The organism is Promicromonospora vindobonensis, assembly GCF_042685865.1.
GTDB lineage: Bacteria > Actinomycetota > Actinomycetes > Actinomycetales > Cellulomonadaceae > Promicromonospora > Promicromonospora vindobonensis.
Genome location: NZ_JBHUOG010000001.1, coordinates 439,688 through 456,910 on the forward strand (window position 1 = coordinate 439,688; position 17,223 = coordinate 456,910).

Sequence of the window (17,223 nt, forward strand, 5' to 3'; positions counted from 1 at the left end):
ACATGTCATCATGGTGACTGTGAGCACCCTGCTGGCTGAACACTCCGGCTTCTCCGAGCCCGCCCCTTCGCCGTTGCTTCTGCTGGGCCAGGGCCGTGACCTGGCCTCCGAGCGCGGCGTCGAGTGCGTGGGCGAGCTGCCCGCACCGAGCGACCCCAACCTCGTCGAACGGGCCCGCGCCGCGCGCGCCGCCCTCGGCAGCCGGGCGTTCGTGCTGGGGCACCACTACCAGCGGGACGAGGTCATCGACTTCGCCGACGTCACCGGCGACTCGTTCAAGCTGGCGCGCGAGGCCGCTGCCCGCCCCGAGGCCGAGTTCATCCTGTTCTGCGGGGTGCACTTCATGGCGGAGAGCGCGGACATCCTCACCTCGGACCAGCAGCGGGTGGTGCTGCCCGACCTCGCGGCGGGCTGCTCCATGGCGGACATGGCGGCGATCGGCCAGGTCGAGGAGGCCTGGGCGGTGCTGCAGGACGCCGGCGTCGCGGACTCGACGGTCCCCGTCACGTACATGAACTCGTCGGCCGCGATCAAGGCGTTCACGGGACGGCACAGCGGCACCGTGTGCACCTCCTCCAACGCGGAGGTCGCTCTGCGCTGGGCGTTCGACCAGGTGGGCGGGATCGACGGCACCGGGAAGGTGCTGTTCCTCCCCGACCAGCACCTGGGCCGCAACACCGCGGTCCTGGCGCTCGGGATGTCGCTGGACGACTGCGTGGTCTTCGACCCGCGCAAGCCGAACGGCGGGCTGACCGACCAGGAGCTGCGGGACGCCCGGATGATCCTGTGGCGCGGCCACTGCTCGGTGCACGGCCGCTTCTCGGTGCAGAACGTCACCGACATCCGCGCGGCGGTCCCCGGCGTCAACGTGATGGTGCACCCGGAGTGCAAGAACGAGGTCGTCACGGCCGCCGACTACGTGGGCTCGACCGAGTACATCATCAAGCAGCTGGACGCGGCCGAGCCGGGCTCCTCGTGGGCGATCGGCACGGAGCTGAACCTGGTGCGCCGGGTCGCCAAGGCGCACCCGGACAAGAACGTGCACTACCTCGACTCGACGGTGTGCTTCTGCTCGACCATGAACCGCATCGACCTGCCCCACCTCGTGTGGGCCATGGAGTCCCTCGTGGACGGGCGCATGGTCAACCAGATCGTCGTGGACGCCGACGACGCCCACTGGGCCCGCGTGGCGCTCGACCAGATGCTGGCCCTCCCAGGACTCTGACCGGATCGAGCACATGAGCGGCAACGGCGGGCTGCGCATCGGGATCTTCGTCTTCGACGGGGCGGAGGAGCTCGACGTCGTCGGACCGTTCGAGGTGTTCGCCGAGTGGGGCTCCCACTCGCAGCTGCGGCCGTCGGTGAGCACGTTCTCCTGGGACGGCTCAGGGGTCCGGCTCGCGAAGGGCCTGCGGATCCTGCCTGCGCACGGCGCGGACGACGTCGGGCCGCTGCACGTGCTGGTCTACCCCGGCGGGCTGGGTACCCGGCAGCTGCTGGCCCAGGCAGGGCACCTCGAGTGGTTACGCATGATCCGCAAGCAGACGCCGATCATGGCCAGCGTCTGCACGGGTGCGCTGTCGTTCGCCGCCGCCGGCCTGCTGGCGGGGCGACCGGCCACGACGCATCACAAGCACTACGACGAGCTCACCGGCTTCGACCCGAGCATCCTCGTGGACACCGAGGCGCGGTACGTGGACGACGGCGACGTGGTCACCTCTGCGGGGGTCTCTTCGGGGATCGACATGGCGCTGCACCTGGTCGAACGGCTCGAGACCGCGGCGGTGGCCCGGTCGGTGCGGAGCGAGATCCAGCACCCGGCCGGCTGACCGAGCCGGCAGCCGACCCTCTTGGCGCGCTGGGGCGACCGGTACCTGCTACTGCCGGTTCTCGGTATAACCTTCGACGCATGGCTCGCATGCTCCAGCTCACCTGGACCGGACTCTTCCCGCGCAAGGCCCGCCCCGGACAGACCCTGCTCGACCCGTCGGTCACCCGGATGCGTGTCGGCCCCCTGGACCTCGATTCGTACCTGCACGTCAACAACGGCACGTACCTGCAGATGATGGACGTCGCCCGGAACAACCAGATCGCCGACCTCGGCATGTTCCCGGTCGCCCGCGAGAAGGGCTGGGCACCGGTGGTCGCGGCGTCGACCATGAAGTACCGGCGATCCCTGCAGCCGTTCGACCGGTTCGAGATCACCACTCGGATCCTGGGCTGGGACGAGCGCATGTTCTACCTGGAGCAGGTGTTCACCAAGGGCGACAAGCTCTACGCCCGCGGCATCGTGGCCAGCCGCTTCCTGGACCGCAAGGGCAACCGGATCTCGGCGCTCGACGTCGTACGGGACGTCATGGGTGCGGACCTGCCGTCCCCCGAGCTTCCCGAGGACGTGGCCGCCTGGGCCCGCGCGATGGACGTCGCACCGCGCGAGCCCTCCAACCGCGGCTAGAGCCCCTCGCCGACCTTCGTCAGCAGCAGAGCCTCCGCGAGGACCACCTTCTGCAGCTCGCCAAGGTGCACCGACTCGTTCGCGCCGTGCGCCCGCGAGTCCGGGTCCTCGACGCCGGTCACGAGGATCGCGGCCTCCGGGAAGACCTCGAGCAGGTCGGCGATGAACGGGATGGAACCGCCCATGCCGACGTCGACCGGCGCGGTGCCCCACGCCTCGGTGAAGGCCGCACGCGCTGCGCGCATCGCCGCCGAGTCACCCGGCGCGAGGAACGCCTTGCCCTGCTCACCGGTGCGCCACGTCACCTGCGCGCCGAACGGCGCGTGCTTCGCCACGTGCGCTGCCAGGGCCTCGTCGGCCGCCACCGGGTCCTGGCCGGGGGCCAGCCGCAGCGAGATCTTCGCGGTGCAGCTCGGCGCGAGCGTGTTCGACGCCGCGGCCACCGACGTGACGTCCATGCCGATCACGGAGAGCGCCGGCTTGGCCCACAGCCGCCCCGAGACGGTGCCGGTGCCGGCCAGCGCCGCGCCGTCGAGCAGGGAGGAGTCGGCCCGCAGGGCAGCCTCGTCGTAGTCGACCTCCGGCTCCGAGGCGGTGACCAGGCCGCCGATGGCGACGTCGCCTGCCTCGTCGTGGAACGTCGCGACGAGCCGGGACATCAGGGTGACGGCGTCGAGGACGGCACCGCCGAACTGGCCGGAGTGCACGGCGTGCTCAAGGACCCGCAGCTCGATCTCGCCGTCCACCAGGCCGCGCAGCGACGTCGTGAGGGCCGGGACCCCGATCTTCCAGTTGCCGGAGTCCGCCACCACGATGACGTCCGCGGCGAGCAGGTCGCGGTGCGCCTCCAGGAACGCGCGGAACGACGGCGACCCCGACTCCTCCTCGCCCTCGAGGAAGACCGTGACCCCGACGGGCAGGTCCGCACCCTCAGGCAGGCCGAGCGCACGCAGCGCGCCCAGGTGGGCGACGATGCCCGCCTTGTCGTCTGCCGCCCCACGGCCGAAGAGCCGCTCCCCCACCTGGGTGGGCTCGAAGGGATCGGTGTCCCAGGTCGCGGGGTCGCCCGGCGGCTGCACGTCATGGTGCGCGTACAGCAGGACCGTCGGCGCACCCTCGGGCGCGGGCCTGCGCGCGACGACGGCGGGCGCACCCGCAGTACCGTCCGGGCGCGGCGCGGACAGGATCTGGACGTCGGGCAGGCCGGCGTCGCGCAGGAGCTGCTCCGTGGCTGCAGCGCTCGCGGCGACGTGCGCCTGGTCGAACGCGGCGGCCGACACGCTCGGGATGCGCACCAGCGCCTCGAGATCGGCCTGCAGGGCGGGGAACAGCTCGGCGACGCGGGCGCGGAGGGCCGCGGTTGTATCGGAGGTCACCGCCCCACGTTAACGGCTCGCAACGGGGCACTGCCGCGAGCGCTTAGGCTAGGGAGGTGTTCTCCCGCAGCAAGACTCCGACCCCCGACGGCGTGACCCCCGTGGGCGACTCACCCGACGAGGTGGCGTCCGCGTCCGAGGCGACGCCGGACGGCGCCCCCAAGAAGGGGCGTCCGACACCCAAGCGCAACGTCGCGCAGGCCGCGAACAAGCGGCCGCTGGTCCCGAACGACCGCAAGGCGGCGCGCAAGACCCAGCGCGAGAAGTCGCGCATCGACCGCGAGCGCGCCTACCAGGCGATGCAGACCGGTGACGAGCGGTACATGCCGGCCAAGGACAAGGGCCCGGTGCGCCGGTACGTGCGCGACTTCGTGGACGCACGCTGGAACCTCGGCGAGTTCTTCCTGCCGGTCGCGTTCATCTTCCTGTTCGCGACGTTCTTCACCTCGCAGTACCCGGAGCTCAGCATCGTCGTGATGCTGGGCCTCTACGGGTTCCTGTTCCTGACGATCATCGACGCGTGGCTCTTGTGGCGTTCGCTGAAGAAGCGCCTGACCGCGAAGTTCGGCGAGGTCCAGCGCGGTCTTCTCATGTACACGATCACGCGCGCCTACCAGCTGCGCCGCTCGCGGCTGCCGAAGCCGATGAGCAAGAAGCGCGGCAACTACCCGGAGTAGCTCCGGCTCGCCGAGCGATGCCTCGGCCGGATGCCCGTCCTGGCATGACGCCGCGGGGTAGTACTACGAATCCGAGGTCGGTTGCTGTCGGTAGACAACGTCTACGCACAGCAACCGACCTCGGATTCGTAGTGTCACCCCGCCGGCCCGGCTCCCAGCGAGCCACCTCGGCAGATCAGACTCTGATCAGGCCGGGCGCTTCTTGGGCATGCCCTCGAGGGTCTTGGCGGGGTCGCGCTCGACCACGCCGGCCAGGGCATCGTCGATCTGCTTCATGAGCTCTGCGGGGATGGTCACACCCGACGCCTTGACGTTCTCCGCCACCTGCTCCGGGCGCGATGCGCCCACCAGCGCAGCGGCCACATTGTCGTTCTGCAGCACCCACGCGACGGCGAGCTGCGCCATGGACAGGTCCAGCTCGGCAGCGACCGGCTTGAGGTTCTGCACGGCGGCCAGCGTCTCGTCGCTCATGAAGCGGCTGATCGTCTGCGCGCCGCCCTTCTCGTCCGTGGCCCGCGAGCCGGCCGGCGCCGGCTGACCCGGCAGGTACTTGCCGGACAGCACGCCCTGCGCCATGGGCGACCACACGATCTGCGAGACACCTGCCTCCTTCGAGGCAGGCACCACCTCGTCCTCGATGACACGCCACAGCATCGAGTACTGCGGCTGGGACGAGATGAGCTGGAAGCCGAGCTGCTTGGCCAGGGCGGCGCCCTCGCGGATCTGGTCGGCCGTCCACTCGGAGACGCCGATGTAGAGGGCCTTGCCCTGGCGGACGACGTCGGCGAACGCCTGCATCGTCTCCTCGAGCGGGGTCTCCACGTCGAAGCGGTGGGCCTGGTACAGGTCGACGTAGTCGGTACCGAGCCGGGTCAGGGAGCCGTTGATCGACTCCATGATGTGCTTGCGTGACAGGCCCGTGTCGTTGGGGCCCTTCGGCCCGGTGGGCCAGTACACCTTGGTGAAGATCTCGAGGCCCTCGCGGCGCTCGCCCTTCAGCGCGTCACCGAGCACCTGCTCGGCAGCCGTGTTGGCGTAGGCGTCAGCGGTGTCGAAGGTGGTGATGCCCGCGTCGAGGGCGGACCGGACGCACGAGGTCGCGACGTCGTTCTCCACCTGCGAGGCGTGGGTGAGCCAGTTGCCGTACGTGATCTCCGAGACCTTGAGACCACTGTTGCCGAGATACCGATAGTTGACCATGCCGTCACCCTACGACGAACATCGAATCGAATCGGCACCTGACCAGCTCAGCGACGAGCCACCAGGCCGGACGGCGCGAACCACCGCACGCCGAGCTGCACCACCGGACCGACACCGAGCGCGAACGCGACGGTGGCCCAGCCGAACGTCCCGCCCAGCAGCACGCCGATCACGACGACCGTGACCTCGATGACGGTCTTGACCAGCCAGACGGGCCACCCGGTCAGGCGCACCGCACCGGTCATCAGCCCGTCACGCGGCCCCGGCCCCAGGCGGGCACCCACGTACGCTGCCGTGCCCAGGCCGTTGAGGACGATCCCGCCCAGCGCCAGCCCGATCGACGGCGCGAGCGCGGGGTCCGGCATCACCACCTCCAGGAGCCAGAGCGCCGGGTCGATCACCAGGCTGAGCAGGATGATGTTGGCGACCGTCCCGATCCCCGGCCGCTGCCGCAAGGGGATCCAGGCCAGCATCACGAGAACGCTGATCCCGAGCACCACCCAGCCATAGGCAAGGCCGGTCCGTCCCACGATCCCCTGGTCCAGCACTGACCACGGCATGGCGCCCTGGTTGGCGTGCAGCATCATCGCCATGGAGGCGCCGAACACCAGCAGGCCGAGCACGAGCTGGACACCACGGCGCAGCGGGCTCATCGCGACGGCTCGCACCGGTGCGGGTGCGGCGTCCGGCGGTACCGCAGGGCGGAGTGCATCGTCGGCCGGGCGGCCGCTGGTGGTCGTCATGTACTCATGATGCGCGACCATTGGCCTTGTCTTCCATGGCCAATAGCGTGAGAGTGGACCCATGTCAGCTGCGCCTCACGCCGCGATCCCCAGCGCGAGTCCCACGACGACATCCGTCCCGGCACCCGGACCGGTGCCCCGACCGCCGGCCCGGCCACGTTCCCGACCGAGGGCCAAGCCTGCCTCGTCGCCCGTCGTTCTGCGGCACCTCTCGGCTCCCGCCGCGACGCGCCTGCTCGGCACGTGGCACGCCGGCGGGCCTGCCTACGTCGCGCTCGCCGACGCGCTGCGCTCCGCCGTCCTGTCGGGCACCCTCTCACCGAACACCCGCCTGCCCAGCGAGCGCGAGCTCGCGACCGCCCTCCGCGTCTCACGCACCACCACGTCCGGCGCGTACGCCCGGCTGCGGGACCTGGGGTTCGCGGTCAGCCGGGTCGGCTCGGGAACGGTCACCACGCTCCCGCAGGGCAGGGTGGAACGCGGCCCACGTCGCCCGGCCGGCGGAGACGCCCCCGTGGCGGACGAGTCGCTGCAGCATCCGGGGGCACGGAGCCGGCCCGGCGCCGTCGGCCACCTGGACCTGTGGCAGGCGACGCCGTCGGCGCCGCCCGAGCTGTACGACTCGTTCGCACGGGCCCTGGACAGCCTGCCCGCCTACCTCGACTCGGGCGGCTACGAGCCGTACGGGCTCGCACCGCTGCGCGAGGCGGTGGCCGCGCGCTACCGCGAGCGCGGGGTGCCCACCACCGCGGAGGAGATCCTCGTGACCACGGGCGCCCAGCAGGCGATCGCGCTCCTGGCGCGCACGCACCTGCGCCCGGGCGACCGCGCCGTCGTCGAGTCGCCCACCTACTTCCACGCCATGGAGGCGATGCGTGAGGCAGGCGGCCGCGTCGTCGGCGTCCCGACCGGCCCGCTCGACGTCGACCTGCTCGCCTCCACCGTGCGCCGCACCCAGGCACGGCTGGTGTATCTCGTGCCGGACTACCAGAACCCGACCGGCTACGTGCTGTCCGCCGCCGAGCGGGCCGCGGTGCGGGAGGTCGCCGACCGGAACGGCGTCACCGTCGTGGGCGACGAGACGCTCGTCGAGCTCGGGCTGGACGCCGACCCGACGCCCCCGGCCTTCGCCGGGTACGGCACCTCTCCGCACGTGGTGTCCGTCGGCTCCGCGTCGAAGGCGTTCTGGGGCGGCCTGCGGGTCGGCTGGATCCGCGCGCACCCGCAGATGATCGCCCAGCTCGCGCGGGCGCGGCAGTCCATGGACATCGCGACGGCGGTGCTGGAGCAGCTCGCCGTGACCGACCTGCTCGGACGCCGCGCCGAGATCATGGTGGGGCGGCAGGCCATGCTGCGTGAACGGCGGGACCTGCTCGTCGGCCGGCTCCGGGAGTCGTTCCCCTGGGAGGTCCCCCTGCCGGCGGGCGGGCTGTTCTGCTGGGTCGACCTGGGCAGGCCGGTCGCGCAGGCCTTCGCAGCGGCCGCAGCGGCAGAGGGCGCGCTCGTCGCCGCGGGTCCGCTGTTCACGCCCGACGGCGCAGGGGCTGCCTCCCGCGTGCGCCTCACCTTCACCCGGTCGCCCGCGGAGCTGGCCGACGCCGTGCCGCGCCTTGTCCGGGCGTGGGCGCGTGTCGCCGGAGGTCAGCGCACGGCCAGCTCGCGGACGTAGGCGCTCAGCATCCGCTTGACCTCGGTGATGATCACCGGCCGCTCCCCCGGGTCGGCGGCGGTGATCGTCGGCATCGCCGCCTGGACGACCTGGATCATCAGCTGCGCCGCCAGGTGCAGCTCCACGGACGACCGCTCGGGGAACCTCGTCTCCAGCAGACCGATCACCCGGCCCCGCAGCGCGTCGTGGATGGGCTGGGTCGCCGCCACGAGACCCGGTGGCATGTCGGGCCGCGCGTGCAGCGCCTTGAAGCCGGGGTTGGCGACGTTGAAGGCGAGGATCGGGTCGATCACGCGGTCGACCGTCTCCTCTGCCGTCAGGCGCGCGACGTCGGTGAGGTCGAACGCGGCATCGTGCGCCGAGCGCAGACCGGCCGCGTAGGTGGTCGCCAGCTCCGCGGCGATCTCGTCCTTGTTCCGGAAGTACTGGTACAGGGAGCCCGGTGAGATCCCTGCCTCTGCCGCTATCGCGTTGGTCGTCGTCTTCTCGTAGCCCTGTGCGGCCAGGACCCGGGCTGCCGCCGCGACGATCTCGGCGATGCGCCGCTCGCCGCGGGCCTGGCGCTTGCGCGGCGCGGTGCGCTCCTCCGCGCCGTCGGCCACCCCGGTCTCCAGCTGATCTTCCATCCGTCCACCCTAGGCGTTGACAAACACGAGTGATCACTCGCATTCTGTACGCGAGTCATTGCTCGCATTCATCCTAGACCCCGGGAGCACCTGTGCTCGGTCGCCTCGTCATCCGCCGTCCCTGGCGGGTGCTCGTCACCTCAGCCCTCGTCCTGCTCGCATCGTTCGCGGTGGCCGCCACCACCGTCAGCTCGCTGTCCCTCAACCGCTACGAGGCACCGGGCTCCGAGTCCGCCGCCGCGCGCTCCGCCCTCGACGGGCTGTTCGGCACGGGCAGCCCCAACGTCGCCCTCCTCGTCTCGCCGTCCACCGGCACGGTGGACGACGACGCGGTGGTCGCCCTGGGCGGCGAGCTCACCGAGGCCGTGGCCGCCTTCCCCGACGTCGGCGACGCCTGGTCCTACTGGAGCCCCGACGCGCCCGACACCCTCGCCGGTGCGGACCGGCGCCAGGCGCTGGTGCTGGCGTGGGTGCCCGGTGACGCCGACCACGTGCGCGGCGAGGTGCTGCCCGCCCTGGCAGCCGACGTCGTCGAGCGCTTCGACAGCGAGGACGTCGAGGTGACGCTCGGTGGCGGCGACGAGATCTTCCGCATCGTCGCGGGCCAGGCCCGCACCGACTTCCTGCGCGCCGAGCTGATCGTCGTCCCCCTGGTGCTGGTGCTCCTGTGGCTGGTCTACCGACGGCTCGCTCCGGCACTGGCCACCCTCGCCGTCGGCTTGTTCGCCGCGGCAGGCAGCCTCGCCCTGCTCCGGCTGGTGCTGCCGTTCACGGATATCTCGACGTTCGCTGCCAACGTCTCGCTCGTGATGGGGATCGGCCTGGGCGTCGACTACAGCCTGTTCATGATCTACCGCTACCGCGAGGAGGTCGCCGCGGGACACGACGCCGCCGCAGCCGTGCGCAGGACCGTGGCCGGGGCCGGCCGCACCGTCCTGTTCAGCGGCCTGACCGTTGCAGCGGCCCTGGCCGTGCTGTTCGTGTTCCCGTTCCCGTTCCTGACGTCGTTCGCCTGGGCGGGTATCGCCGTGGTGCTCTGCGCGGTGCTCGGTGCGACCGTGGCTCTCCCCGCGATCCTCCGTCTGGCCGGCCAGCGGATGCTGCGCCCGACCGGCACCGGCAGGGCGGAGGACGGCTTCTGGTTCCGGGTGTCCACCACGGTGATGCGCCGGCCGGTCGTGACGGGCGGTGCGGGGCTGCTGGTCCTCCTCGTGCTCGGCGCCCCCACGCTCGGGCTGACGTTCGGTTCGCCCGACGACCGCGTGCTCAACGACGGCGACCAGCCGGTGCGCGCGATGTACGACACGATCCGCGCCGACTTCGCCGCCGAGGACGCTGACGCTCTCTTCGTCGTCGCACCGGACGCGGCCGGCGCCGACGCGGGGACCGCGTCCCCACCCGACGGTGCCCTCCACGACTACGCGGCATCCTTGTCGCAGATCCCGGGAGTCGCCCGGGTCGACTCGGCCGCAGGCGCCTTCACGGCCGGCGAGCGGACCGGCCCGGCAGGACCCTTCGGTGCCGACCGGTTCGAGGCCGGCACGGCGACCCGCCTGTCCGTCCTACCCACCAGCGAACGCCTCGCCGAGGATCCGGTGGGTCTGGTCCGGGAGGTGCGCGGAGCGGACGCGCCGTTCGAGGTAGTCGTCGGCGGCTACCCGGCGGAGCTCGCCGACTACCGTGACGGCATCGTCGAGCGCCTGCCGCTGGTAGGCCTGCTGATTCTCGTCGTGACGTTCGTCGTGCTGTTCGTCATGACCGGCAGCGTCGTAGCGCCGCTGACCGCGATGGTGCTGAACCTGCTCTCGCTCTCCGTCATGTTCGGCGTGGTGGTGTGGGGTTTCCAGGACGGCGCGCTCGCCGGGCTGCTCGGGTTCACCCCTACCGGCGTGGTGGAACCCAGCATCCTGTTGCTGATGTTCTGCATCGCCTACGGCCTGAGCATGGACTACGAGGTGTTCCTGCTGGCCCGGATACAGGAGGAGTACGCGCGCACCGGCGACGTGGTGGGCTCGGTGCCTGCCGGCATCGCACGCTCGGCGCCGCTCGTCACGGCAGCGGCCCTCATCCTGGCAGCGTCGTTCGCCGTCTACGCGTCCAGCGAGGTCGCGTTCATGCAGCAGCTCGGCATCGGTATGGCGCTCGCCGTGGTGGTCGACGCCACCCTCATCCGGGGCGTGCTCGTACCCGCAGCGCTGCGCCTCACCGGACGGGCCAGCTGGTGGTCCCCCGGTCCGCTGCGCGCCCTGCACGACCGGTTCGGTCTCCGGGAGTACCCCGTGACTCCCGCGGCAGGCCTGCCGCCGACGTCCCCGCCCGCGTACGCGGGGCCCACACTCGACGGGGCTTCCCGATGACCGTCCTGCGCACAGCCCGGGTCGTCGCCGCGGTCCTGGCCACGGTGATGCTCGTCTTCCTCGCCGCCACCGCACCTGCCCCTGATCGGAGCGTGCGTGATCCAGTCCGTCTTCCTCGTCCGCCGGCTCGTCCGCGGTCCGGTCGGAGCACCGGGGAGTCCCGCGGCCGCCGAGCGAGCGGCCGGATGATGCACCAGGGGTGAGTGCGGGCCGAGCGTGGAGCGACGGACCTCCCGTCAGGGCGTCCGCAGCTCCACGCTCGGGGCCGCCTGGGTGCCGTCGTGCAGCAGCCGCGCGTGCACGGCGCCGGCCTCGGCCAGCGCGCGCCAGTGCTCGCCGAGCCACTGTTCGGCGTCGTACTGCGCGGTGAAGACGGGGGTCAAGGGCTCACTCAGGCGACGCCCCTCGGCGTCGTCGAGGGCCCACTCCCACTGCGGACGGATCACTCCAGCCTCCCACTTGCTGTCGAGCCGGCCGAGCGGGTCAGTGCGCGGTTGATCCGCGACGCCCACAACGGCCCCTCGTAGACGAACGACGTGTAACCCTGGGTGAGGTCGGCTCCGGCGCGCAGGTAGGCGCGAACGTCGTCGGCCCTGGTGATACCGCCGACGCCGATGATGACCGGGCCGGTACCGAGCCGCTCGCGCAGCCGCGCGACCACCTCGATGCCACGGCCCAGCAGCGGCGGGCCGGACAGCCCACCGGGGCCGCGGTCGTGGCCGATCGTCGTGTTGACGGCCACCACGCCGTCCAGCCCCAGCTCGAGCACCAGGTCGGCGACGGCGTCGACGTCGTCGTCCGCGAGGTCGGGGGCGATCTTCACCAGGAGCGGGATGCGGCGGCTGCCTCCCGGCGACACGGTGGCGTTCGCCTCGTCGGCCGCAGCGCGTACCGCCTCGAGGATCGGTCGCAGCGACTCGGTCGCCTGCAGGTCGCGCAGGCCCGGGGTGTTCGGGGAGGAGACGTTGACCACGAGGTAGTCCGCCCAGGGAGCCAGCAACCGGGCCGACGTCGCGTAGTCCGCAGGGGCGTCCTCCGGCGGCGTCACCTTGGTCTTGCCGATATTGGCGCCGACGACGATGGCACGGCCTGCCGCGGTGCTCCGCAGCTCCCGCAACCGGTCCGCCGCGACAGCGGCGCCCTCGTTGTTGAAGCCCATCCGGTTGCGCACCCCACGCACGTCGAGCTCGCGCCACATGCGCTGCTTCTCGTTACCGGGCTGCGGGTGCGCGGTCACCGTGCCGATCTCGACGAACCCGAAGCCGAGCATCGTCAGGCCCCGGACCGCTCTCGCGTTCTTGTCGAACCCTCCGGCCAGGCCGAACGGCGCGGGCACCACGCGACCGAAGAGCCGCACGCTCCCCGGCCCTCCTGCCCGCTGTCCCAGGTAGGGGGCCACCGCGCCCTGCACGACGTCGCGCATCACCGGTACCTTCCCGACGCGCTCGATCAGCGTGAACGCGAGCTCGTGCGCGCGTTCCGGGTCCATCCGACGGAAGGCGGCGTTGAACAACAACGAGTACGGCCAGCTCATGCAGTCCTCTCCTCGGGCGTGCTGCGCGACGTCCGCCACAGCCACCACAAGCCCACGAACGGCAGGACGAGCGGCACGTAACCGTAGCCCTGGCCAAACCCGGACCAGACGGTTGACTCACCGAACGCCTGCGCGTCGGCGAGCGACAGCGCGCCGACGGTCACGACGCCCACTGCCTCGATTCCGACGGTGATCCATGCGATCAGGCGCCACGCGGGGCTCCCGATCGCCAGTGCGAACGTCGCCACGACATAGACGACAGCGGCGAGCGTCGACAGCGTGTACGCGACGGGCGCCTCGTCGAACTTCACGACCAGCTCGTAGGACGAACGGCCGAGGGCGGCGAACGCCAGGACCCCGTACACGGTCACCAGGACACGGCCGAAGCCCTGCCCCGTCCGCCGTCCGGTGGCCCGCTGCGCCATCATGCCGCCGTCCAGATCTGCCACATGCGCCACTCCAGGAACGCCACCGTCAGCGAGGCCACGAGCAGCACCACCGAGCTCCACCTGGTGCGCTCGGCGAACGCCCACGCTGCGGCGACCGGCAGGATCACGAGGGTCGTTGCGAAGTAGCCCCAGAACAGCAGCGGGTCGGTCGCGCCGGCACCGGTGGTGCCCTGCACGATCGCTACGACGCCCTGCACCAGGACGACGCCCTCGACGACGGCCCCGCCCCACAGCTGGTTCAGGATGACCGCGCGGTCGCGGGCCACGAACCAGCCGGCCCACCCGGCCAGGGCCACGCACAGCGCGACCACGAGGAGCACGAGGGCAAGGATCACGTCCCGCAGACTACCGGGCGGCACCTGCCGTGCGGCAATCGGACCGTGCGTGACCTGCGCCTCCATCGGGCCTCCAGGCCAGGCCGACCGGGCGTCGGAGGCGAGGGATACGATCGGCCTCGTGACCTCCGTTACCCTCTCCAGCAAGAATCCCACCGCCGTGAAGGCCGAAGCGCTCGTGGTGGCGACCGCCCAGACGTCGGACGGCGTAGCCGTCGTGTCCGACCAGCTTCCCACCGACCTGCTGACCCAGCTCGAGTCCCTCGCGCCGCAGCTCGGCCTCACCGGCGCGCGCGACGAGGTCCGCAAGATCCCGGCCGGCCCCAAGCTCGCCGTCGACGTCCTGGTCCTGACGGGTCTGGGCGAGCGCGCCGAGGACGGCACCTTCGCCACCGAGACCCTGCGCCGCGCCGCGGGTGCGGCGACGCGTGAGCTGGCGGGCCTCAAGTCCGCGGCGATCGCGCTGCCGGCGTCCGACGACGACGAGATCACCGCCGTGACCGAGGGCGCCCTACTGGGTGCCTACGTCTTCAACCGGTACCGCAGCGCCGGCAAGTCCACCGACAGGTCCACCGACAAGGACACGGCCAAGGACGCCAAGAACCGCAAGGACCCTGTCGCGGCCATCGAGATCCTGACGCCGCTGCACAAGAACGCGAAGGCAAAGGTGGCCGCCGAGCGTGCCCAGGTCGTCGCCGCGGCGGTGCACGCAGCACGCGACCTGGTCAACACGGCGCCCAACGAGCTGTACCCGGCCACGTTCGCCGACGCGGCGAAGGCCGCCGCGAAGGACGTGCGGCACGTCAAGGTGACGGTCCTTGACGACAAGCAGCTCGCGTCCGGCGGCTACGGCGGGCTCACGGCCGTCGGGCAGGGCTCCTCGCGCGGGCCGCGCCTCGTCAAGGTCGCCTACACGCCGGCCAAGCCGAACGGGAAGGTCGCGCTGGTCGGCAAGGGCATCACGTTCGACTCCGGCGGCATCTCGATCAAGCCGGCCGCGGGCATGGAGGCCATGAAGTCGGACATGGCCGGCGCCGCCGCCGTCCTGTCCACGGTCGTCGCCGCCGCGAAGCTGAACCTGCCGCTCGCGATCACCGGTTACCTCTGCCTGGCCGAGAACATGCCGGGTGGCAACGCCCAGCGTCCCGCCGACGTCGTCACCATCTACGGCGGCAAGACCGTCGAGGTGCTGAACACCGACGCAGAGGGTCGAGTGGTCATGGCCGACGGCCTGGTCTCAGCGGTCGAGGACGGCCACGACGTCGTGCTCGACATCGCCACCCTGACCGGCGCCCAGATGGTCGCGCTCGGCAGCCGCACCTCCGCCGTGATGGGCACCGACGCCGTACGCGACGAGGTCAAGTCCGCGGCCGACGCCTCGGGCGAGCTGTTCTGGCCCATGCCGCTGCCGGAGGAGCTCAAGTCGAACATCAAGTCCAAGGTGGCCGACGTCGCCAACTCCGGCCCTCGCTGGGGCGGCATGCTCAACGCCGGCCTGTTCCTGCAGACCTTCGTGGGCGACCACCCGTGGGCCCACCTGGACATCGCGGGCCCCGCGTTCAACGACGGCAGCGCGCACGGCTACACGCCCGGCGGTGGCACCGGCGTAGGGGTCCGCACCCTGCTCGGCTTCCTCGAGGGTCGGGCTGCTGCGGAGAAGGCGGAGAAGTAGAGCTACTTCGCCTTGCGCTGCGCGCTGTTCCAGTCGCGCATCCGCTGGGGGTAGCCGGTGAACCGGACGTTGTACACCGGCACCCCCAGCTGGTTCGCGATGTCGAACGCGGTGCGCTCGTCCGGTACCCGACGCCGTGTCCACTCGCCCGTGGTCGCCACGAGCAGGATCGTGCTGGGGATGTCCGTGGTCGGCGGCTCTACGTAGGCCTCGACGCCGACGCGCGACCCGATGAACTCACCAAGGTGCGCCACTGTCTGGCGGCGCGCATCGTTCCCGCTGGGGCGCGATCCGCTGCCGGACGAGGAGCGTCGCTGAAAGAAACGCGCGAGCGAGCTACGGGACTGGCGGGGCATACGTCGAGACTACTAGCGCGACCCCCACCGTCCTAGGCATCTCCACGCGATTCCAGGAAACCCACAGCTCCTGTTCACAGGCACCTGTCTGCCCAGTACAGGGCCGTCGTCCCTGCACCAGCCGTGTATCGGCACGGTAGCGGCACTGCACCGGCCCGCTCGCGATCCCGCTCACAGCCGGGGTTGCCCGTCAATGTCGCCACGGTCACACCCGTCAAGCCGGGTTCACAATTGGGGCCACGCCCGCTGAAGTGTCAAGATGGCATGCGGTGCTCACTATCCACCCGATGCGAGCGCCCCACAGTGCCAACAGCCTGTCAACGAGGAGCCAGCACGTGCCTACGCATGACAATCCGGCCACGTTCGACATCGTCGTGCTCGGCGGGGGCAGCGGTGGCTACGCCACAGCGCTCCGGGCCGCGCAGCTGGGTCTGAGCGTGGCGCTCGTGGAAGAGAGCAAGCTCGGCGGCACCTGCCTGCACGTGGGCTGCGTGCCCACCAAGGCGCTCCTGCACGCGGCCGAGGTGGCCGACGCCGCCGCCCACGGCGCGCAGTTCGGTGTCCGCTCCTCGCTGGACGGCATCGACATGCCCGGCGTGCTCGCCTACAAGGACTCCGTGGTCGCGGGCCTGTACAAGGGCCTGCAGGGTCTCGTCGCCTCCCGGAAGATCACCGTCGTCGACGGGCACGGCACGCTCGTGTCCCCCGGCGTCGTCGAGGTCACGTCCCCGGACGGCGTGGCGACGCGGTACAACGGCACGAACGTGGTGCTCGCGACCGGCTCGTACGCCCGTAGCCTGCCTGGCCTCGAGCTCGGCGACCGGGTCATCACGTCTGACGAGGCCCTCACCCTTGAGACCGTGCCGAAGTCGGTAGTGGTGCTCGGTGGCGGTGTGATCGGCGTCGAGTTCGCCAGCGTGTGGAAGTCGTTCGGCGCTGACGTGCAGGTCGTCGAGGCCCTGCCGCACCTCGTGCCGAACGAGGACGTCGCGCTCTCCAAGGCGCTGGAGCGGGCGTTCCGCAAGCGCGGCATCAAGTTCTCCCTGGGCGAGCGCTTCGCCCAGGTCAAGCAGTCGCAGGACGGCGTGCAGGTCGAGCTCGAGTCGGGCACGACCTTCGACGCCGACCTGCTGCTCGTCGCCGTCGGGCGCGGCCCGCGCACCGCCGACCTCGGTCTCGAGGCCGCCGGCGTACGACTGGACCGCGGCTTCGTCCTCACCGACGAGCTGCTCCGTACCGGTGTCGCCACCCCAGCGGGTGGCCAGGTCTGGGCGGTCGGCGACATCGTCCCCGGCCTCCAGCTGGCCCACCGCGGGTTCGCCCAGGGCATCTTCGTGGCCGAGCAGATCGCGGGCCTTTCGCCCGTGGCGATCGACGAGGCCACCATCCCGCGCGTGACCTACTGCGAGCCGGAGGTGGCGTCCGTCGGCGTCACCGAGGCGCGGGCCGCCGAGCTGTACGGCTCGGACCAGGTCGAGACCATCGAGTACAACCTCGCGGGCAACGGCAAGAGCAAGATCCTGGGCACCCAGGGTTTCGCCAAGCTGGTGCGCCGCAAGGACGGACCCGTGGTCGGGATGCACCTGATCGGCTCCCGTGTGGGCGAGCTGATCGGCGAGGGCCAGCTCATCGTGGGCTGGGAGGCGTTCCCTGAGGACGTCGCCTCGCTCGTGCACGCCCACCCCACCCAGAACGAGGCACTCGGAGAGGCACACATGGCGCTGGCCGGCAAGCCTCTGCACGCCCATAACTGACCACTTAACGACAAAGGAGA

17 protein-coding genes are annotated in these 17,223 nt (G+C 71.3%); 8 read left to right on the forward strand and 9 right to left on the reverse strand.

The genetic code is table 11. The annotated features are described in order from the left end of the window. Nucleotides 1-10: 10 nt before the first annotated feature. The 3 genes from nadA (at nucleotide 11) to ACFS27_RS01975 (ending at nucleotide 2,455) form a co-directional block, all read left to right on the forward strand. Nucleotides 11-1,225, forward strand: coding sequence for a quinolinate synthase NadA (gene nadA / locus ACFS27_RS01965; RefSeq protein WP_377179806.1), 1,215 nt, complete (start codon nucleotides 11-13; stop codon nucleotides 1,223-1,225). A 13-nt stretch (nucleotides 1,226-1,238) separates the two neighbouring features. Continuing rightward, nucleotides 1,239-1,829, forward strand: coding sequence for a DJ-1/PfpI family protein (locus ACFS27_RS01970; RefSeq protein WP_377179808.1), 591 nt, complete (start codon nucleotides 1,239-1,241; stop codon nucleotides 1,827-1,829). Nucleotides 1,830-1,909: 80 nt separating this feature from the next. Further along, nucleotides 1,910-2,455 carry an acyl-CoA thioesterase gene (locus ACFS27_RS01975; RefSeq protein WP_377179810.1) on the forward strand — a complete coding sequence of 182 codons (546 nt, stop codon included), beginning with the start codon at nucleotides 1,910-1,912 and terminating at the stop codon, nucleotides 2,453-2,455. Here ACFS27_RS01975 and ACFS27_RS01980 read toward each other — a convergent pair. Further along, nucleotides 2,452-3,831 carry a dipeptidase gene (locus ACFS27_RS01980; RefSeq protein WP_377179812.1) on the reverse strand — a complete coding sequence of 460 codons (1,380 nt, stop codon included), beginning with the start codon at nucleotides 3,829-3,831 and terminating at the stop codon, nucleotides 2,452-2,454. The genes ACFS27_RS01975 and ACFS27_RS01980 overlap by 4 nt on opposite strands. Before the next feature lie 56 nt (nucleotides 3,832-3,887). Here ACFS27_RS01980 and ACFS27_RS01985 point away from each other — a divergent pair, with 56 nt between their 5' ends. Further along, nucleotides 3,888-4,508, forward strand: a complete 621-nt coding sequence (locus ACFS27_RS01985; RefSeq protein WP_377179814.1) for a DUF3043 domain-containing protein — start codon at nucleotides 3,888-3,890, stop codon at nucleotides 4,506-4,508. Between the two features lie 186 nt (nucleotides 4,509-4,694). Here the strand turns inward: ACFS27_RS01985 and ACFS27_RS01990 are convergent, their stop codons facing one another. Continuing rightward, the gene (locus ACFS27_RS01990) at nucleotides 4,695-5,708 is read right to left on the reverse strand and encodes an aldo/keto reductase family protein (protein ID WP_377179816.1); all 1,014 of its coding nucleotides are present in this window, start codon (nucleotides 5,706-5,708) and stop codon (nucleotides 4,695-4,697) included. Nucleotides 5,709-5,755: 47 nt separating this feature from the next. Further along, on the reverse strand, nucleotides 5,756-6,451 hold the full coding sequence (gene yczE, locus ACFS27_RS01995) for a membrane protein YczE (RefSeq protein WP_377179818.1): 696 nt from the start codon (nucleotides 6,449-6,451) through the stop codon (nucleotides 5,756-5,758). A gap of 61 nt (nucleotides 6,452-6,512) precedes the next feature. Between yczE and yczR the strand changes: the two genes are divergently transcribed. Then, nucleotides 6,513-8,120: a MocR-like transcription factor YczR gene (gene yczR, locus ACFS27_RS02000; RefSeq protein ID WP_377179820.1), complete on the forward strand. Its 1,608-nt coding sequence runs from the start codon at nucleotides 6,513-6,515 to the stop codon at nucleotides 8,118-8,120. Here the strand turns inward: yczR and ACFS27_RS02005 are convergent. Next, nucleotides 8,093-8,746, reverse strand: a complete 654-nt coding sequence (locus tag ACFS27_RS02005) for a TetR/AcrR family transcriptional regulator (protein ID WP_377179822.1) — start codon at nucleotides 8,744-8,746, stop codon at nucleotides 8,093-8,095. The two genes, yczR and ACFS27_RS02005, sit on opposite strands and share 28 nt — an antisense overlap. A 92-nt stretch (nucleotides 8,747-8,838) precedes the next feature. Here ACFS27_RS02005 and ACFS27_RS02010 point away from each other — a divergent pair, with 92 nt between their 5' ends. Next, nucleotides 8,839-11,103: an MMPL family transporter gene (locus ACFS27_RS02010; protein ID WP_377179824.1), complete on the forward strand. Its 2,265-nt coding sequence runs from the start codon at nucleotides 8,839-8,841 to the stop codon at nucleotides 11,101-11,103. Nucleotides 11,104-11,339: 236 nt separating this feature from the next. On the opposite strand, the gene ACFS27_RS02015 is transcribed toward ACFS27_RS02010, so the two are convergent. From ACFS27_RS02015 to ACFS27_RS02030, 4 genes are read right to left on the reverse strand one after another with little or no spacing between them, the layout of a single operon-like run. Next, entirely contained in the window at nucleotides 11,340-11,549 is a 210-nt protein-coding gene (locus tag ACFS27_RS02015) for a hypothetical protein (RefSeq protein WP_377179826.1), read from the reverse strand. Continuing rightward, entirely contained in the window at nucleotides 11,546-12,637 is a 1,092-nt protein-coding gene (locus tag ACFS27_RS02020; RefSeq protein ID WP_377179828.1) for a quinone-dependent dihydroorotate dehydrogenase, read from the reverse strand. The genes ACFS27_RS02015 and ACFS27_RS02020 overlap by 4 nt, the downstream gene beginning before the upstream one ends. After that, a complete protein-coding gene (locus ACFS27_RS02025; RefSeq protein ID WP_377179830.1) occupies nucleotides 12,634-13,086 on the reverse strand; it encodes a hypothetical protein in 453 nt (150 codons plus the stop codon). Before ACFS27_RS02025 ends, ACFS27_RS02020 begins: the two co-directional genes overlap by 4 nt. Further along, nucleotides 13,062-13,421, reverse strand: coding sequence for a hypothetical protein (locus ACFS27_RS02030; protein ID WP_377179832.1), 360 nt, complete (start codon nucleotides 13,419-13,421; stop codon nucleotides 13,062-13,064). The genes ACFS27_RS02025 and ACFS27_RS02030 overlap by 25 nt, the downstream gene beginning before the upstream one ends. A gap of 121 nt (nucleotides 13,422-13,542) precedes the next feature. On the opposite strand from ACFS27_RS02030, the gene ACFS27_RS02035 reads away from it, so the two are divergent. Next, nucleotides 13,543-15,093 (forward strand): leucyl aminopeptidase, encoded by a 1,551-nt coding sequence (locus ACFS27_RS02035; protein WP_377179834.1) that lies wholly within the window; start codon nucleotides 13,543-13,545, stop codon nucleotides 15,091-15,093. Nucleotides 15,094-15,095: 2 nt separating this feature from the next. Here ACFS27_RS02035 and ACFS27_RS02040 read toward each other — a convergent pair whose 3' ends face one another. Beyond that, the gene (locus tag ACFS27_RS02040) at nucleotides 15,096-15,449 is read right to left on the reverse strand and encodes an oxidoreductase (RefSeq protein WP_377179836.1); all 354 of its coding nucleotides are present in this window, start codon (nucleotides 15,447-15,449) and stop codon (nucleotides 15,096-15,098) included. A 287-nt stretch (nucleotides 15,450-15,736) separates the two neighbouring features. On the opposite strand from ACFS27_RS02040, the gene lpdA reads away from it, so the two are divergent. Then, nucleotides 15,737-17,203, forward strand: a complete 1,467-nt coding sequence (lpdA, locus tag ACFS27_RS02045; protein WP_377179838.1) for a dihydrolipoyl dehydrogenase — start codon at nucleotides 15,737-15,739, stop codon at nucleotides 17,201-17,203. The last annotated feature ends 20 nt before the right edge of the window (nucleotides 17,204-17,223 follow it).

Bases quoted from the DNA above. Each gene is read 5' to 3' on its own strand.
- ACFS27_RS01975 (WP_377179810.1), top strand. From the start codon at position 1,910: ATGGCTCGCATGCTCCAGCTCACCTGGACCGGACTCTTCCCGCGCAAG.
- yczE (WP_377179818.1), bottom strand. From the start codon at position 6,451: ATGACGACCACCAGCGGCCGCCCGGCCGACGATGCACTCCGCCCTGCG.
- yczR (WP_377179820.1), top strand. From the start codon at position 6,513: ATGTCAGCTGCGCCTCACGCCGCGATCCCCAGCGCGAGTCCCACGACG.
- ACFS27_RS02020 (WP_377179828.1), bottom strand. From the start codon at position 12,637: ATGAGCTGGCCGTACTCGTTGTTGTTCAACGCCGCCTTCCGTCGGATG.
- lpdA (WP_377179838.1), top strand. From the start codon at position 15,737: ATGCGAGCGCCCCACAGTGCCAACAGCCTGTCAACGAGGAGCCAGCAC.
- ACFS27_RS01990 (WP_377179816.1), bottom strand. From the start codon at position 5,708: ATGGTCAACTATCGGTATCTCGGCAACAGTGGTCTCAAGGTCTCGGAG.
- nadA (WP_377179806.1), top strand. From the start codon at position 11: ATGGTGACTGTGAGCACCCTGCTGGCTGAACACTCCGGCTTCTCCGAG.
- ACFS27_RS02005 (WP_377179822.1), bottom strand. From the start codon at position 8,746: ATGGAAGATCAGCTGGAGACCGGGGTGGCCGACGGCGCGGAGGAGCGC.
- ACFS27_RS01970 (WP_377179808.1), top strand. From the start codon at position 1,239: ATGAGCGGCAACGGCGGGCTGCGCATCGGGATCTTCGTCTTCGACGGG.
- ACFS27_RS02040 (WP_377179836.1), bottom strand. From the start codon at position 15,449: ATGCCCCGCCAGTCCCGTAGCTCGCTCGCGCGTTTCTTTCAGCGACGC.